This window comes from Paraburkholderia sp. MM5477-R1, assembly GCF_050436385.1.
GTDB classification, from domain to species: domain Bacteria; phylum Pseudomonadota; class Gammaproteobacteria; order Burkholderiales; family Burkholderiaceae; genus Paraburkholderia; species Paraburkholderia tuberum.
The window spans coordinates 177,220-192,731 of sequence record NZ_JBNDMC010000010.1 but is presented as its reverse complement, the minus strand read 5'-3'; the positions used below and the strand labels follow the sequence as shown (position 1 = coordinate 192,731).

Sequence of the window (15,512 nt, the reverse complement as noted above, 5' to 3'; positions counted from 1 at the left end):
CTCCTGCTGGAGGAATCGTCGGGCGTAAGAAACGGCTAGTGGTCTGCGTCAAACGGATTGCATCTTATTCAGCTTGGTGCGGGCACGCGTGACTTTCGCCAGAATGTCGGAAGCTTTAGCGGTCCAGATGAAGGGTTTTGGATCACCATTGTGCTTTTCAATGTACTGCTCGATCGTGCTGACCAACTCGGGTACCGAGCGAAAGGCTGACCGCCGTAGCTGGTTCTCGGACAGATCACGAAAGAAGCGTTCGACCATATTGAGCCAGGAAGCGCTGGTGGGCGTGAAATGCATGTGAAATCGTGGGTGCTTGGCCAGCCACGCCTTCACCTCGGGATGCTTATGAGTGGCGTAGTTGTCGGCAATCAAATGTAGTTCCCTACCCTTGGGGGTGCTGCGATCGATCTTGCGCAGGAAGCCCAGCCATTCTTGATGACGATGCTTCGTCTGGCACTGGCCAATGATGCTGCCATCGAGCGTGTTCATCGCGGCGAACAACGTCGTCACACCATTGCGCTTGTAATCGTGCGTCATCGTCTGACCTCGACCTCGCTTCATCGGCAAGCCAGGCTGGGTCCGGTCCAGAGCCTGAATCTGGGACTTCTCGTCACAACTGAACACCAGTGCGTGCTCAGGTGGATCGAGATAAAGGCCGACGATGTCCTCCAGCTTCTCGGCAAAGTGCTTGTCGTTCGAGACTTTGAAGGTTTCTATCCGATGCGGCTTGAGTCCATGCGCCTGCCAGATGCGCCTCACGCTCGCCTCGCTGACGCCGGCCACTGCCGCCATGCTGCGCGTACTCCAATGCGTCGCGTTATCGGGACGCTGCTGCGTGGTCATCGCCACGATGGCCTTGACCTTGCGCGCAGAGATCTTCGGCTTGCGCCCGGGTCGCGTCTCGTCCCGCTCGATCCCCGCCACACCGTCCGCGATGAAGCGCGCTCGCCAGCGCGCCACCGTGCCTCGCCAGATACCCAACTGCACACCGATCTCTTTGTCTGTGTGGCCCAGTGCCGCGAGCAATATCATCTTGGCACGCTCGGCCAGTCGTACCGGAACCCTCCGCCCAGCCGCCCACGTTTCCAATTGTTTGCGCTGGCCTTCGCTCAGCTCAACTTTTGCCGCGATTCTCATGGGTTCTCCCTCATCACCTGGAAGGAGACTCGCAAATCGCGATTAAGTTGCATTATTTACGACGCACTACACTAGCAACCGGAATGCCACCACGGCGGCCAGAAAAGACAGGGTATCCCCTGTCTATTTTGTTCGCCATTATTTTGTATCATGACCTATGTTTAGTAACGTTTCATATTTGCGGTGTGTCGGGCACGGACGCTGATGGCAGGAGCCCGGTACATCGCCGGCCGTGGGTGCTGAAGGTAAAGGAGTAGGAAATGAGCAGCAACGTAGAGTCTTTGCGAAGCCTGATCGAGAAATGGCTTGCCCCCACGCCGGCCTCGCCGATCAGTTTGACCCGGATGAATTACGCGAAGTCGCGGTCTATGCGATGTGTACGTGTGGAGTCGCTTCGGGCGTCGGGAGCCCTGGCGATTATCTTTTTCCGCCACGACGACGGATCGTGGTGCGTGTTTCCTCCCGAGCCGCGGCGGCCGGCAATGCGAGCTTGTCTGTAGCCCGGGTAAGGAAAGCCGGCGCATGCGTCGACATTTGAGTGGAGGTTGCGATGGATATCGAAAAGATTGCGAACGACTCGGGTATGCTGCTCGTGCTCGAAGGCCGGATCGGCCGTGAAGAGTACAAGAGCGTGTACGGATCCCTGCATGCTTTGCAGCGCTTTGCCAACAACATTCGCGAGCTGGTCGCCAGCGAAGCCTGTTCCGAGATGCTGCACACGGAAACGAGCTAAGGCTACGCTGAACAAGCCGCGAATTCGGCAGCGTGTCAGCAATTTGAACGTCGCCAGGTCATGAGGCCGAGCTTGAGCCATTGCCTTTCGGCCCTCGCGGGCTTGTTGGGCGGGCGCGTTGCCCGCCTTTCGCCCACTATGGGCGTACCGGTGGCATCAGTTTCTTTCGCGACAGGTAGACGTTCGCCAGCGCGAGCGCGACGAACGCCCGGTTGGCGTTCTTTGCCAGCCCGCGATAGCGCACCTTGGTAAATCCCCACAGTCGCTTCACGACGGCGAAGACATGTTCCACCCGGGCGCGAATCTTCGACTTGTTGCGGTTCTTGCCCCGTTGCACTTCGTCGACTTCGCCGCCCGCACGGCGCGTGCGCTGATTGGTAAAGTCGCGCGCCCTGGGCGCCTTGCTGTGGATCAGTTCCTTCTGGCTCGCATAGGCGCTGTCGCCGTAGACGCGCCGCTCCTGTCCGTGCAGCAATTGCGGCAGTGGATGCTTGTCATGCACGTTGGCCGGCGTGAGCACCGCGCTGTGCGCCAGGCCGCTCTGGCTCTCCACACCGATGTGCAGCTTGGCGCCGAAATACCATTGGCGACCCTTGCGCGTCTGATGCATCTCGGGGTCGCGCGCCTTGTGCTCATTCTTCGTCGAGCTCGGCGCGCCGATGATCGTCGCGTCCACGATGGTGCCGCTTTTGAGCTTCATGCCGCCGGCCTGCAGCACCCGGCCGACCTCGGCAAACAATTGCTCGCCCAGTTTGTGCGTCTCCAGCAGGCGCCGGAATTTGAGCAGCGTCGTCGCGTCCGGTACGGCTTCACAACCCAGGTCAATTCCGGCAAAGCGACGCAGGCTGGCGCTGTCGTAGAGGGCCTCTTCGCAAGCGAAGTCGGCCAGATTGAACCAGTGTTGCACGAAGTGGATCCGCAGCATGCGCTCCAGACCCATTGGCGGGCGGCCATTGCCGCGCTTCGGATAATGCGGCTCGATCACCGCGCACAACTGCGGCCATGGCACGATCGCATTCATCGTGTCGAGAAACTCGTCGCGCCGCGTGCGTTTGCGGTGCGTCTCGAAACCCGCACCTTGATCGGCTGCCATCGCCAGCGTCTGCTGCTTCATCCTGTTTCGCCTTCTTCGTTCAATCCGATTTCTATAACGCTTGAGGTACCGGATCGGTGGACTTAATCAGCGTTGCCCTAAGGCGCCATGCGGCGCGGCGATGCCGCGCCGGCGCAAGGACTGCAAGAGAAAGGTGGTCGCGAACCGCGCCACCAGGGTCCGGCAGCGCCGATCAGGAAATGCCATCGTGCCTTTGTCAAAGATCGATCTGAATCTGTTCGTCGTTTTCGAGGCGATCTACAGGACGCGCAATCTCACGCGCGCCGCGGAGATGCTCTTCATCACGCAACCCGCCGTCAGCAATGCGCTGGCGCGCATGCGCAAATCGCTCAACGATCCGCTATTTGTCAGCACCTCGACCGGCATGGCGCCGACGCCCCTCACGGAGAACATCATTGGGCGGGTGCGCGAAGCGCTGCAACTGCTTGACTCGAGCGCGCACGCGGCAAGCGCGCGATGCTGATCGTCACGACGGGCGGCTGGGAGTCGCACTACAGCGCACGCGGCATCAACGGTCCGATCGACGACGTGCTGTTCCCGATCCAGCACGGTGCGCTGTTTTACCCCGGCTTCGAGGTATTGCCGCCGTTCGTCGTCTATCGCACGAGCCGCGTCGACGAGGCGAAGTATGCCGAGGTCAGCGAGGTGCCCGGGCGACGGCTCGACACGCTGTGGACGGCCGCGCCGATCGCGTTCCTGCCGCAGAACGGCGGCGCGTATGAGATTCCGGCGCTCACATTGCGGGACGATCTGGCGCCGGGGCGGGTGGGGTTTGCCGCGCACGTTGAAGATGCGGGCGCAGAGACGGCAACTGAAGCCGATGAAGCGACCGAAGCCTGACTGGATCGTATGTTTCCCTGAAATTTGATTGTAAGTCGCCATTGCTACAGTCGTTCGCGGACATAGGCCGAGGCATGCCGGGGCGCTCTTCTTCGGACGCCTGACGAACGTAAGCAGCCGGAAGCAAGCGCAAGGGGCGACTCACCATGAATCCAGTCCATACGTTCTGGCTCATTCTGATGCTGATCGCATCGCCGGCGTGGGCGTTCCAGTCGCGCGTCGTCACGATTCCGAGCGCGGCGATGCATCGTACGTTCGACGCAACCATCGTACTGCCCGATCGATACGCGCGTGGCAACCAGGCCGCGCGCTTTCCTGTCGTCTACGTGCTACATGGCTCGGGCGGCGATTACACGGACTGGACCGCGAATTCGCATATCGGCAAGCTCGCCGACCGCTATCACGTGATCCTCGTGATGCCCGACGGCGGCCGCGACAGCTGGTACATCGATAGCCCCGTCGATCCGCGCAGCCGCTACGAAACCTACGTGGGTACGGAAGTGGTGGCCTATATCGACAGCCATTTCCGCACGATCGCGACGAAGCAGGCGCGCGCTATCACGGGCTTGAGCATGGGCGGCTTCGGCGCGCTACGCATTGCGCTCGACCGGCCCGACGCGTTCGGCGCGGCGGGCAGCATCAGCGGTGCGGTGGACCCGCGCGGGAGCGAGGACGAGCCCGGCATCGAGCGGGTGTTCGGCGACCCGATGCAATATGCGGACTTCTGGAACAGCAAGGCGATCGTCGCGAGTGCGGAGGATTTCGGCCGCGACCATATCGCGCTGACGATCGATTGCGGCGTGAACGACTCGCTCGTGCAGTCGAACCGGCTGCTGCACGAGCGGCTCGTCGAACTCGGCGTGCCGCACGATTACGCCGAGCGGCCCGGCGGCCATACGTGGAAGTACTGGTCGAACGCGGTCAAATATCAGGTGCTGTTCTTTGCCGGCACGTTCAGGCAGGCGGTGCGCGAAATGCGTGACGCGCGGGCCGCGGCCTGACGGCAGACGGCTATCCGCGTCAATCGATTCCGTGAAACACCGCGTCGTCCGGTCCCAGGTAGACCGGCGGGCGCCACGCGGCATCGCGCATCGAATGCTGGACCTGTTTGTCGACACCGAGCAGCACCGCGAAAATCGCCATCCGCACCGGAATGCCGTTGTCGGTCTGCCGGAAAATCGCAAGCCGCGAATCGTGATTGAGGTCGGTGCTCAAATCGTTCGCGCCGGGCCGGCTGTCGCGCGGCAGCGGGTGCATGATCAGCGTGTCGGCGCCGCACACGCTATCGACGAGCGCCTGGTTGATCTGGAAGTCGGGCGTGTAGCCTTCGAACGATTCGTCGGTGAAGCGCTCCTTCTGGATGCGCGTCGCGTATACGACGTCGGCGCCGCGCAAGCCAGTGCGCAGGTCGTGCGTCTGTTCGATCACGTGAGCGTTGCGCGAAATCTGCTCGATGATATAGCCCGGCAATTCGAGCATCGGCGGCGAAATCAGCGTGAACTTGATGCCGCGATAGAGCGCCAGCAGCTTCACGAGCGAATGCACGGTACGTCCGTACTTGAGGTCGCCGACCAGCGCGATGTGCGCGCCGTCGACGATCTTGCCGAGCCGCGAAAACTCGCGCTGGATCGTGTAGAGATCGAGCAGCGCCTGGCTCGGATGCTCGCCGGGACCGTCGCCGCCGTTGATCACCGGCACGTTGGTCGCGCGCGCGAATTCGGCCACCGAGCCTTGCTCCGGGTGGCGGATCACCAGCGCGTCGACATAGCCGCTCATCACCCGGCTCGTGTCGTAGATCGATTCTCCCTTCGCCATCGACGAAAACGTGAAGCCGGTCGTGTCGCACACCGAGCCACCGAGCCGGCAGAACGCCGCGCCGAAGCTCACACGGGTACGCGTGCTCGCCTCGAAGAACAGATTGCCGAGCACCGCGCCTTCGAGCACGCGCGAGATTTTGCGGCGCCGGGCGATCGGCTGCATGATGTCGGCGACGCGAAAGAGCGCCTCGACCGAGTCGCGCGAAAACTGATCGACCGACAGCAGCTGCGGCTTGCCCTCGAACAGAATCTGGCTTGCTAGCGATTGCGAGTCTACGCTTTGCGTATATCCTTCGCCCGGCTCCGTGTTCGCGACGATCTCCGACACAAAACGCTCGACGATTTCCGGCATCGCCCGCGATTCCTGCGAGTCGTCCGGCAGCAGCCACGTATCCAGCGCCCGGCGCGACACGCCGATGCGGTTAGCGAACGTATCGCGCGTCATGTTCAGGCGACGCATCGCATCGCGTAGGAAGGCTTGTTGCGGAACGCTCATGAGGGCACCTGTCGCAAAAGTGGGGTCGGCGAGAGTAAGGCAGCAAAACGCGTTGATGTACGCGGTGCGTATATTAGTTTCCGGCGCGTAGAAGTCAAGCGTTTTCCTTCGCGAGCTGGTTCGCGAGGCGCCGACGACCCTGCGACGCGGGTTTCGCGGTTACACTGCGGTCCATGCACTCCGGCCCCACGTTCCCGCTCCGTTCTTCGACCTTCGCCCGCGTCGCTCTGGCGAGCGCGGCGGTCGTACGCGCGATCGGTGTTTCGCGCAACGTCGGCGCCAAAGCCAAAAAACAGCCGCTCATCTGACCGGAGCACGCTGTTCCGTCGTCAGATGTGCGACGGAACGACCGGTCGACCGCCCGCCTGCGGCTTTCTCCTCTGTTCTCCCTCGCACCGCTGACCCGGAATCGATACGGTCGTCATCGAGGTAGAAAACATGTCTGATTTCTCGGGTATCTGGATTCCGCTGATCACGCCGTTCGCCGACGGCGCCGTCGATCACGCCGCGTTGCGTGCGCTGGTGCGTCGCTATGCGGAGGCCGGCGTGGCCGGGCTCGTCGCGCTCGGCACGACCGGCGAGCCCGCCACGCTCGACGCCGCCGAACAGGACGCCGTGCTCGCGACGATTCTCGACGCGGTGCAAGCCGTCAGCGCGTCGCCGCAGCGGCGCGCGTTGCCGGTGCTGGTTGGCGTCTCGGGCAATCACACGGCGAGCATGCGCGCGCGGATCGAGCAGTTGAATCCGTTGCCGATTGCCGGCGTGCTGATCGCCGCGCCGTATTACACCCGGCCCTCGCAGGACGGCATCGTCGCGCATTTCAGCGCGCTCGCGGACGCGAGCGTGCATCCCGTCGTGCTCTACGATATTCCGCAACGCACCGGCGTGCGGCTCGACCTCGACACGCTGCTGACGCTCGCCGTGCATCCGCGAATTCAGGCGATCAAGGATTGCGCCGGTTCGCTCGACACGACGCTCGCGCTGATTCGCGACGGCCGTCTGCAAGTGCTCGCGGGCAACGACCTCGAGCTCTTCTCGACGGTGTGCGCGGGTGGAAGCGGGGCGATCGCGGCGTCGGCGCATTGGCGGCCCGAGCGTTTCGTCGCGCTTTATCGCGCGTTGACGCAGGGGAAGCTCGACGAAGGACGACGCATTTTTCACGCGCTCGTGCCGCAGATCCAGCTCGCGTTCGCGGAACCGAATCCCGCGCCGGTGAAGGCGCTGCTCGCGGCGAGGGGATGGGTGCGCAACGAATTGCGTTTGCCGATGACGCGTGCGAGCGAGGCGTTGACCGAACGGCTCGCGGCGTTGGGGGAGACGCTGCTCAGATAGAGACGCCGCTTGCGGCCATCGTTTTGCCGCGGAGCATTGCGCCGAAGTCGTCGGCGTTGATCGGCTTGCCGAGCAGGTAGCCCTGCACTTCGTCGCACATCATCGAGCACAGCTTGTCGAGTTGCGATTGGGTTTCGACGCCCTCGGCGACCACGTCCATTTCGAGCGAGTGCGCGAGCGCGATGATCGCCGACACGATTGCGCTGCCCGCGGCGCCGTTCGCGTCGAGACCGTTGATGAAGAAGCGATCGATCTTCAACTGCTTCACCTGGAAGCGCTGCAGATACGCCAGGCTCGAATAGCCGGTGCCGAAGTCGTCGATCGAGATGTCGAAGCCGCTCGCCTGAAACGCGCGGATTACTTCGACGGTGCGCGCGGCATCCTGCATCGCTACGGTCTCGGTGATCTCGAACATGATCTGCTCGCACGCGACGCCCTCGCTCCTGACGATGTCGAGGATCGTCTCGACGAGGTCCGGTTGCAACAGCTGACGCGGCGACAGGTTGATCGCCACCTTCATCGCCGGCAGGCCCTGTTCGATCCAGCCGCGAATGCGCCGGCAGGTTTCACGCACGACCCAGTAGCCGATCTGCACGATCTGCCCGGAGCGCTCGGCGACCGGGATGAACTCGGCCGGCATCAGCGCGCCCATCTCCGGATCGTGCAGGCGGATCAGCGCCTCGGCGCCCGCGAGCGCGTCGCCGCCGCGCTCAAACTTCGGCTGGAACAGCAGCGAGAAACGATCATTCGCGAAGGCGTCGTGCAGCACTTGCTGGATCCGCAGCGTGCGCGTGGCGGCCTCGTTCATGCTGCGCTCGAAGAAGCGGTAGGTGCCGCGGCCGGCGCGCTTCGCTTCGTACATCGCGGCGTCCGCGTGCTGGAGCAGCGTCTCGACGCTGTCGCCATCGCGCGGATAGAGCGCAATGCCGATGCTCGGCATCACCTGCAGCGGTTGTTCGTCGCTCCACGTGCCCTGGCGCATCCGGTGAAGCACGCCGTCGGCGAGCGCGGCCGCGTCGTCGCCGCACGTAAGATGTTCCGTGAGCACGACGAACTCGTCGCCGCCGAGCCGCGCGACGGTGTCGCTCGAACGCACGCATTGCTGCAGGCGTTGCGCGAATGCGGACAGCACCGCGTCGCCAGCCGAGTGACCGAGCGAATCGTTGATCATCTTGAAGCCGTCGAGATCCATGAACAGCACCGCGAACGACGTACGCTGGCGACGCGCGCCGCTGATCGCGCGTTCGATCCGCTCGGTCAGCGTCGCGCGGTTCGGCAGGCCCGTCAGCGCGTCGAGCGTCGCGAGCCGCACGATCTGGCCGTTCAGCCGCGACACCGCGCCGAGCAGGAAGGTGGTGCGCACGTCGAAGCGCGACAGCATCAGCGTGACGATCAGCACCGCGAACGTGAGCAGGATCACCGAGGTGGCGAGCCATCGCGCGTTCATGTCGTTGGCCGCGCCGCAGATCGCGCCCGGCGCGAAGTCGGCGGCGGCCATGCCGGTGTAGTGCATGCCGCTGATCGCGACGCCCATCACCAGCGCCGCGGCGAGACGTTTGCGCGCGATATGGCGCTCGTGTTCGTTGCTGAGCGCGCGCGCCATCCACAGCGCGGCGCTCGACGCACTGATCGCGATCGCGATCGAGGCCGCGAACCATGCCGGCTGGTAGTGGATCGCGGGCGCCATGCGCAGCGCCGCCATCCCGGTGTAATGCATGCCGGCGATAGCGATCCCCATCGCCACGCCGCCCATCAGCAGCCGGACCGGCGTCAGGCGCTGCTGGGTCGTCAGCGAGAGCGCCAGATACGAAGCGCCGATCGCGAGGGCCAGCGAGCAGGCGGTCGTCGCCGGGTCGTAGCCGAGCGGGATAGGCAGCGAGAACGCGAGCATCGCGACGAAGTGCATCGACCAGATGCCGACACCGAGCGCGAACGCGCCGCCGAGCCGCCATGCGTGCCGCCGGCGCGTCGAGCCGAGCAGGAAGATGCGGCCCGTCAGATCGAGCGCGGTGTACGACGCGAGGGTCGCGACCGCGAACGAAATCGCGACGAGCCAGAAATTATATGAACTCTGCATATTGGGTCCGCCGGGAAGAGTCCGGCTGGACATGTTATCGGCACCTTTCGAACTTTTGTTTAACTTATTTGCGATTTGCGAACAGGGGGCAAAGCCGACGCGCGGACGGCGGCGGATGCCGCGCTGGAACGCGTGTCGGATTGCGAGTCACGCTATGCATCGGAGCGTGGATCGGACGGCGGATCGGCGTCCTCGCGGCTCAGCGGGAAGCCTTCGTCCAGCCAGCCGGTGACGCCGCCCGCCATCAGCTTGACGGGCCGCCCCAACTGCGCGAGCCGCAGTGCGCCGCGCGCCGCGCCGTTGCAGTGCGGGCCCGCGCAGTAGGTGACGAACAGCGTGTCCGGCGCATAAGCCGCGAGCTTCGACGTGACGATCTTGCCGTGCGGCAGATTCAGCGCGCCCGGCACGTGGCCCTGCGCGAACAGCGCGGGACTGCGCACGTCGAGCAGCACGAAGCCGGGCGCGCCGCTCGCGAGCGCGGCGTGGACGTCGGTGCAATCGGTTTCGAAGCGCAGCGACGCCTGGAAGTGCGCGAGCGCGGCGGCGCTGTCGGCGGCGGGGATCGCGGTGACGGCGTTCGGGACGGTGGTGAGGTTGTCGTGAGTCATGGCAGCAGGGGTGAGTTGATTAGGTGGTGGGACGCGCGCTTTTCAGGCACGGTCGATTGTGACGAGCGGCGGGTCGCCCGGTAAGTGGCGTGATCGTCAATCTTCGGTAACATTGCGCCATGCACAATCATCTCGTCGTCGCGCTGGCCTACGACCGGCTTTGCACCTTCGAATTCGGCTGCGTGACCGAACTGTTCGCGCTCGAGCGTCCCGAGCTCGGCGTGCCGTGGTATCGCTTCGCGGTCTGCGCGAGCGAGCCCGGTCCGATCCGCGCGGCGGGCGGCATCACGCTGGCCGCGCCCTACACGCTGAAGCTGCTCGCGAGCGCCGACACGATCGTGATTCCGGGTTGGCGCGATGCCGACGAGGTGCCGCCGGCCGCGCTGCTGCGCAGGCTTCGCGCGGCTTACGAGCGCGGCGCGCGGCTCTGCTCGATCTGCTCGGGCGTGTTTGTGCTCGCGGCGGCCGGCGTGCTCGACGGCAAGACCGTGACGACCCACTGGCGCTACGCGGACAAGTTGCAGCAGCGCTATCCGCAACTGCGTGTGCAGCCCGACGCGCTGTATGTCGATGAAGGGCAGGTGATCACCTCGGCGGGATCGGCGGCCGGGCTCGACATGCTGCTGCATCTGGTGCGGCGCGATCATGGCGGCGCGGTTGCGAATCGCGTCGCGCAACGGCTCGTGGTGCCGCCGCATCGCGAGGGTGGCCAGGCGCAGTTCGTGCCGCGCCCGATGCCGCCCGACGAAAGCGGACGTATCGCGAAGCTGATGGACTGGGTGCGCAGCCATGCGGCCGAGCCGCATACGCTGCGCTCGCTCGCCGGGCGCGCGGCGATGAGCCCGCGCACGCTGCAACGGCAGTTCCGCGACGCGACCGGCATGGCGCCTTATGAATGGCTCGTCAGGGAGCGCGTCGCGCTTGCGCGAGAGTTGCTCGAAGCCGCGACGCCGCTGCCGATGGCGCGCGTCGCCGAGCTCGCGGGGTTCGGGTCGGAGGAGTCGTTGCGGCGGCATTTTCGCCGGATCGCGTTGACGAGTCCGGGGGCGTATCGGCGCAGGTTCGGTGGGGAGGGGTGAGTCCAGCAGATCGTAAGCACAATGGATGCGACACATTGATGACATTGGACATGTATTCGAACCAACATAGCGCGTTCGTCAGCAACAGGAGCGCGGTCGCGTTGAGCGCCAACAACGACGCATAGAACTCGAAGTTCGAGCCTGTCGAGCGCGCCCACTGGCGATACGCGTAGGCAAGCAGCCCACCGATCGCCACTGCCGCGACAAGCAACGACAGCCACGTCACTGCATCCGGGTTGAACCCGCATTGAATTCGCGGCACGCTCCGAGGTCACAGCAGCAGGCATGGAGCTCACGTCGAGCTTGCCCATTCAACGGAACCCGCTATGTCCGATATCGCAAAGATCATCGCCAACTTCAACGCCGGGCGGGACCCCGAACGACTCGCGATGAAATACAAAGCCATGCGCGGCTCGCCGTTCGTATTTCTGCGCGGCACCTGCCATCTGTTCTATGCGCGTCTGCCGCGCGCGAACGTACTCGACGACGCGCCGCACGTGTGGATCTGCGGCGACATGCACCTCGAAAATTTCGGCAGCTACAAGGGCGACAATCGCCTCGTCTACTTCGACAACAACGACTTCGACGAAGCCTGTCTCGCGCCGGTTCCGTACGAGCTGGTGCGTCTGTTGACGAGCGTGCTGGTCGGCGCGGCCAACCTGAAGCTGAGCCGCGCTGAAGCGCTCGCGCTGTGCCACACCGCGCTCGATGCCTACGGCGCCGCGCTCGCGTACGGCAAGTCGCGCTGGATCGAAGCGGAGACCGCGACCGGCATGGTGCGCGATCTGTTCGTCGCGCTCGTGAGCCGCACGCGCGCCGCGCATCTGGACCGGCGCACGGTGCTCAAGGGCAAAACGCGCATGCTGAAGGTCGACGGCAAGAAAGCGCTGCCCGTCAGCGATGAACGGCGTGCCGCGGTCGCGCAGTTCATGCAGCAGTTCGCGGTGACGGAGCCGAATCCCGAGTTCTACCGCACGCTCGATGTCGCGCGCCGCATTGCGGGGACGGGCAGCCTCGGTGTCGATCGCTATGTGATTCTGGTCGAGGGCAAGGGCTCGCCCGATGGCAACTACCTGATCGATTTGAAAGAGGCGCTGCCGTCATCAGTGAGTGCGCACGTGACGGCGACGCAGCCGAAGTGGCAGACCGAGGCACAGCGTGTCGTCGAAGTGCAGCGGCGCAATCAGGCGGTCTCGCAGGCCTTTTTGCACGCGGTGGAATTCAACCAGCGCTCCTATGTGCTGCGGAGTTTGCAGCCATCGGAAGATCGCGTCGCGCTTGCCGACTGGGACGGCAAGCTGCCGCGGCTCGAGGCAGTGATCAACAGCATGGCCGAGTTGAGCGCGTGGGCGCATCTGCGCAGCGGAGGGCGGCAGAAGTCGGCGATCGCGGACGATCTGATCGCGTTTGGCAGTCGGCGCGATTGGCAACTGCCGTTGATCGATCTTGCGACGCAGTGTGAGGCGCAGGTCGCGGCGGACTGGAAGGCTTATTGCGAAGCTTATGATCGGGGAACCTTCGAGACGAGCGGCACGGGCAACTGAAGCGTTGCATTGGAGGGCCGGCGCGGGCGTCAGGGCTGCGGACGGCGTCGCGGTGATCGGCGGCGATCGATGACGACCGGGGAAGTTGCGCGGGTCATGACCGCTCGCGATTGACGAAGCGGGAAGCGGAGCAGGATCACGTGTGCGCGGGCCGTACGAGCCGCGCGGCGAAAGTCGCGTTGTCTCATACATGCCCCAGCACCTTCCACCAAAGCGGCCCAACGACCAGCCAGGCCACCATGTAAAACAGGCTCATCAAAAATCCCGCCTTCCACCATTCGCCCTGGGTCACGTAGCCCGCGCCGAACATGACGGGACCGGAGCCGATGCCATATTGCGTCAGGCAGCCATTCACATTGCTCAGAATGCCGAGCGAGACTGCGGCGACGAAGGGTGGGACGCCGGCGGCGACCATCAGTGCCATGGAGAGCGGAAACAGCGCGCTGATATGCGCGGTGGCGCTGGCGAAAAAGTAGTGAATGTAAACGTAGATCACCGCCACCAGCATATAGACCGCCAGCATCGGAAAGCCCGCGAGATGCGCGCCGAATTCCTTGCCGAACCAGGTCACCATGCCATATTCGTTGAGCTTGGAGGCCAGCATGATGAGCAGGCCGATCCAGATCATCGTGTCCCAGGCGGACTTCTCGTTCAGCGCGTCCTGCCAGGTCAGCACGCCGCTGATGAACAGCAACGAAACGCCGATCGCCGCCGCGAGCGTTGCGCCGACGCCGAGATCGTCGCCGAACACCCACAGCACCAGCAAGCCGACGAAGATGCACGCCATGATGATTTCTTTGACCGAGATGGGCCCCATCGTCGTGAGCTCTCGTTGCGCGAGGTCGGTGGCATCGGGGGTGCGTCTGACCTGCGGCGGGGCGATCCACAGCATGGCGATCGGAATCACGGCGAGGCACAGCAGACCGGGGATCGACGCCGCCACCGCCCAGTCGAGCCAGCTGATCGACACGCCCTGGTCCGCGGCCAGCCTGACCGCCAGCGGATTGCCCGCCATTGCCGTGATGAACATGCCCGCCGTGATGATGTTCGCGTGGAAGGCGCAGAGAATCAGGTAGCGTCCCACCTTCACGCGTGATTCTGGATCGTCGGCGTGACTGCCCAGCACTTCGGAAATGGCTCGTGTGATCGGCAACATCACGCCGCCCGCGCGCGCGGTGATGCTCGGCATCGCGGGGGAGATCACGAGTTCGGTCAACACGAGCCCGTAGCCGAGCCCCGTCGTTCGCTTTCCCAGCAATCGCATGAACAGAAGCGCGATCCGGCGGCCAAGGCCGGTCTTGATCACGCCGCGTGAAATGAAAAACGCGAGCATCACGAGCCATACGAGGTCGGTGCCGGTGGATTTGGTGACGTCGGCAAACGACAGAACGCCGACGAGCACGCCAATGGTCGAGCCGATGATGGCAACCACCGACATCGGCAGCGGGGCGGTCATGATGCCGGCAATGGTCGCGACGAACACGGCGAACATATGCCACGCCTTCGGCTGGAGGCCGGCGGGCGCGGGCAGAAACCACAGCGCGACGCCGACCGCGATCGGTACCAGATATTTCCAGACGCCGGCCGGCAGTCCGACCGAGGGCTTCGGCGTGGCGGGAGGCGAGCTGGTGGGCCGTGAAACCTTGGCAGGTGTAGGAGCCATGATGGACCTCGTGCCGGCGTGGTTGGGTTTTTTCGGAGTGCGCGGGAAGGCGTCACCGCTCGTGGAGCACGCTTTCCGTCGCGTCCTTGACGATGCGCGCGCTACCTAGCAAGGTCTCGCGCTCGATAGGGTCGAGTTCCGGATAGGCGATCAACCGCGCGCCCGCGCCATTGACGACCATTGGCAGCGACACGCACACGTCCGGTACGCCTTCCACTTCGGGCTGGACGATGCCAACCGTGAGGATCAGGTCGGTGTCGTGCACGATGGCCTCGCAGATCCTTCCTATCGCGCTGGCGATGCCGTAATGGGTGGCGCCTTTGCCTTCCTTGATGAGCTTCGCCGCCTCGTGGACGGAGCGCAGGATCAGATCCCTGCTGGCGGGGCCCAGCTCCTTGCCGTTGCGCGTCAGGAAGGTTTCGAGGGGCATGCCGCAGACCGTTGCGGCGGACCACTGGATCACGGCCGATTCGCCGTGCTCGCCGAGCACATAGGCGTGAATCGCGGAGGCCACCACGCCGAGCCGTTCGGACAGCAGGGAGCGCAGCCGCCCGGTATCGAGCGAGGTTCCCGTGCTGATGACGCGCTCGCGCTCGCAACGCAATTGGTCGTAAACGGCGCCGGTCAGCACGTCGCATGGGTTGGTCGCGATCAGATAGATGGCGTCGGGCGCGAGCGGCGCGATCTGCCCGACGATTTCGGTCGCGATGTCCGCATTGGTTCTGGCAAGGTGCAGGCGAGTCTCGCCGGGTTTGACGCCGGCGCCGGCCGTGATCACGACGATGTCGGCGTCACGCGCGTCTTCGTAGTCCCCTGCGCGAAAACGGCTGTGCCCCCAGAATGCCGCGGCGTGGGCGAGATCGAGAACCTGTCCCTCAGCACGCACCCGCGCGACATCAATGATGACGACTTTCGCACTCGGAATGGCCAACGCCACGAACAGGGCTGCCGATCCCCCGACCAGCCCCGCGCCGACGATAACGATCTTGGCCTGCCGCATAGCGAACCTCGTCAAGTTCGGGCTTCAGCCCCCTCGAAGCATAGTCGCATGCGCGCGTTTGTCATCAATCGGACC

General features: G+C 64.4%; 12 protein-coding genes and 2 pseudogenes. 7 read left to right on the top strand and 7 right to left on the bottom strand.

Annotated features, from left to right (window positions below; all coding sequences use genetic code 11):
- Nucleotides 1–48 precede the first annotated feature (48 nt).
- Nucleotides 49–1,134 (bottom strand): IS630 family transposase, encoded by a 1,086-nt coding sequence (locus tag OKW35_RS44700; RefSeq protein WP_429550962.1) that lies wholly within the window; start codon nucleotides 1,132–1,134, stop codon nucleotides 49–51.
- Nucleotides 1,135–1,684: 550 nt separating this feature from the next.
- On the opposite strand from OKW35_RS44700, the gene OKW35_RS44695 reads away from it, so the two are divergent.
- Nucleotides 1,685–1,867 (top strand): hypothetical protein, encoded by a 183-nt coding sequence (locus tag OKW35_RS44695; RefSeq protein ID WP_429354101.1) that lies wholly within the window; start codon nucleotides 1,685–1,687, stop codon nucleotides 1,865–1,867.
- Nucleotides 1,868–2,003: 136 nt separating this feature from the next.
- On the opposite strand, the gene OKW35_RS44690 is transcribed toward OKW35_RS44695, so the two are convergent.
- The gene (locus OKW35_RS44690; protein ID WP_429555398.1) at nucleotides 2,004–2,981 is read right to left on the bottom strand and encodes an IS5 family transposase; all 978 of its coding nucleotides are present in this window, start codon (nucleotides 2,979–2,981) and stop codon (nucleotides 2,004–2,006) included.
- A 187-nt stretch (nucleotides 2,982–3,168) separates the two neighbouring features.
- Between OKW35_RS44690 and OKW35_RS44685 the strand changes: the two are divergent.
- The 3 genes and pseudogenes from OKW35_RS44685 to OKW35_RS44675 form a co-directional block, all read left to right on the top strand.
- Nucleotides 3,169–3,423 (top strand): annotated as a pseudogene (locus OKW35_RS44685) (LysR family transcriptional regulator); the annotation flags it as partial.
- Nucleotides 3,423–3,821: pseudogene (locus OKW35_RS44680) on the top strand (NAD(P)H-dependent oxidoreductase); the annotation flags it as partial. The pseudogenes OKW35_RS44685 and OKW35_RS44680, both read left to right, overlap by 1 nt.
- Nucleotides 3,822–3,967: 146 nt before the next feature.
- The gene (locus tag OKW35_RS44675) at nucleotides 3,968–4,822 is read left to right on the top strand and encodes an alpha/beta hydrolase (RefSeq protein WP_429555397.1); all 855 of its coding nucleotides are present in this window, start codon (nucleotides 3,968–3,970) and stop codon (nucleotides 4,820–4,822) included.
- Between the two features lie 19 nt (nucleotides 4,823–4,841).
- Here the strand turns inward: OKW35_RS44675 and OKW35_RS44670 are convergent, their stop codons facing one another.
- Nucleotides 4,842–6,134 (bottom strand): aspartate carbamoyltransferase, encoded by a 1,293-nt coding sequence (locus OKW35_RS44670; RefSeq protein WP_184049474.1) that lies wholly within the window; start codon nucleotides 6,132–6,134, stop codon nucleotides 4,842–4,844.
- Between the two features lie 438 nt (nucleotides 6,135–6,572).
- Here OKW35_RS44670 and dapA point away from each other — a divergent pair, with 438 nt between their 5' ends.
- Nucleotides 6,573–7,466, top strand: coding sequence for a 4-hydroxy-tetrahydrodipicolinate synthase (dapA, locus tag OKW35_RS44665; RefSeq protein ID WP_429555396.1), 894 nt, complete (start codon nucleotides 6,573–6,575; stop codon nucleotides 7,464–7,466).
- Here the strand turns inward: dapA and OKW35_RS44660 are convergent.
- Complete coding sequence (locus OKW35_RS44660; protein WP_429555395.1) at nucleotides 7,459–9,543, bottom strand: putative bifunctional diguanylate cyclase/phosphodiesterase; 2,085 nt, start codon at nucleotides 9,541–9,543, stop codon at nucleotides 7,459–7,461. The two genes, dapA and OKW35_RS44660, sit on opposite strands and share 8 nt — an antisense overlap.
- Nucleotides 9,544–9,695: 152 nt before the next feature.
- The gene (locus OKW35_RS44655; RefSeq protein ID WP_090806430.1) at nucleotides 9,696–10,151 is read right to left on the bottom strand and encodes a rhodanese-like domain-containing protein; all 456 of its coding nucleotides are present in this window, start codon (nucleotides 10,149–10,151) and stop codon (nucleotides 9,696–9,698) included.
- Nucleotides 10,152–10,270: 119 nt separating this feature from the next.
- On the opposite strand from OKW35_RS44655, the gene ftrA reads away from it, so the two are divergent.
- Complete coding sequence (ftrA, locus tag OKW35_RS44650) at nucleotides 10,271–11,230, top strand: transcriptional regulator FtrA (protein ID WP_187618914.1); 960 nt, start codon at nucleotides 10,271–10,273, stop codon at nucleotides 11,228–11,230.
- A gap of 326 nt (nucleotides 11,231–11,556) precedes the next feature.
- Complete coding sequence (locus tag OKW35_RS44645) at nucleotides 11,557–12,774, top strand: DUF2252 domain-containing protein (protein ID WP_090806426.1); 1,218 nt, start codon at nucleotides 11,557–11,559, stop codon at nucleotides 12,772–12,774.
- A 184-nt stretch (nucleotides 12,775–12,958) separates the two neighbouring features.
- On the opposite strand, the gene OKW35_RS44640 is transcribed toward OKW35_RS44645, so the two are convergent.
- Together OKW35_RS44640 and OKW35_RS44635 are read right to left on the bottom strand one after the other, a co-directional pair.
- Complete coding sequence (locus OKW35_RS44640) at nucleotides 12,959–14,437, bottom strand: DASS family sodium-coupled anion symporter (protein ID WP_429555394.1); 1,479 nt, start codon at nucleotides 14,435–14,437, stop codon at nucleotides 12,959–12,961.
- A gap of 52 nt (nucleotides 14,438–14,489) precedes the next feature.
- Nucleotides 14,490–15,437: a lactate/malate family dehydrogenase gene (locus tag OKW35_RS44635; RefSeq protein ID WP_429555393.1), complete on the bottom strand. Its 948-nt coding sequence runs from the start codon at nucleotides 15,435–15,437 to the stop codon at nucleotides 14,490–14,492.
- Between the last annotated feature and the right edge of the window lie 75 nt (nucleotides 15,438–15,512).

What these genes read in the sequence shown, in the direction of transcription:
- OKW35_RS44655 (WP_090806430.1), bottom strand. Translation starts at nt 10,151, where the DNA reads ATGACTCACGACAACCTCACCACCGTCCCGAACGCCGTCACCGCGATC.
- OKW35_RS44670 (WP_184049474.1), bottom strand. Translation starts at nt 6,134, where the DNA reads ATGAGCGTTCCGCAACAAGCCTTCCTACGCGATGCGATGCGTCGCCTG.
- dapA (WP_429555396.1), top strand. Translation starts at nt 6,573, where the DNA reads ATGTCTGATTTCTCGGGTATCTGGATTCCGCTGATCACGCCGTTCGCC.
- OKW35_RS44675 (WP_429555397.1), top strand. Translation starts at nt 3,968, where the DNA reads ATGAATCCAGTCCATACGTTCTGGCTCATTCTGATGCTGATCGCATCG.
- OKW35_RS44660 (WP_429555395.1), bottom strand. Translation starts at nt 9,543, where the DNA reads ATGCAGAGTTCATATAATTTCTGGCTCGTCGCGATTTCGTTCGCGGTC.
- OKW35_RS44700 (WP_429550962.1), bottom strand. Translation starts at nt 1,134, where the DNA reads ATGAGAATCGCGGCAAAAGTTGAGCTGAGCGAAGGCCAGCGCAAACAA.
- OKW35_RS44635 (WP_429555393.1), bottom strand. Translation starts at nt 15,437, where the DNA reads ATGCGGCAGGCCAAGATCGTTATCGTCGGCGCGGGGCTGGTCGGGGGA.
- ftrA (WP_187618914.1), top strand. Translation starts at nt 10,271, where the DNA reads ATGCACAATCATCTCGTCGTCGCGCTGGCCTACGACCGGCTTTGCACC.
- OKW35_RS44640 (WP_429555394.1), bottom strand. Translation starts at nt 14,437, where the DNA reads ATGGCTCCTACACCTGCCAAGGTTTCACGGCCCACCAGCTCGCCTCCC.
- OKW35_RS44690 (WP_429555398.1), bottom strand. Translation starts at nt 2,981, where the DNA reads ATGAAGCAGCAGACGCTGGCGATGGCAGCCGATCAAGGTGCGGGTTTC.
- OKW35_RS44645 (WP_090806426.1), top strand. Translation starts at nt 11,557, where the DNA reads ATGTCCGATATCGCAAAGATCATCGCCAACTTCAACGCCGGGCGGGAC.
- OKW35_RS44695 (WP_429354101.1), top strand. Translation starts at nt 1,685, where the DNA reads ATGGATATCGAAAAGATTGCGAACGACTCGGGTATGCTGCTCGTGCTC.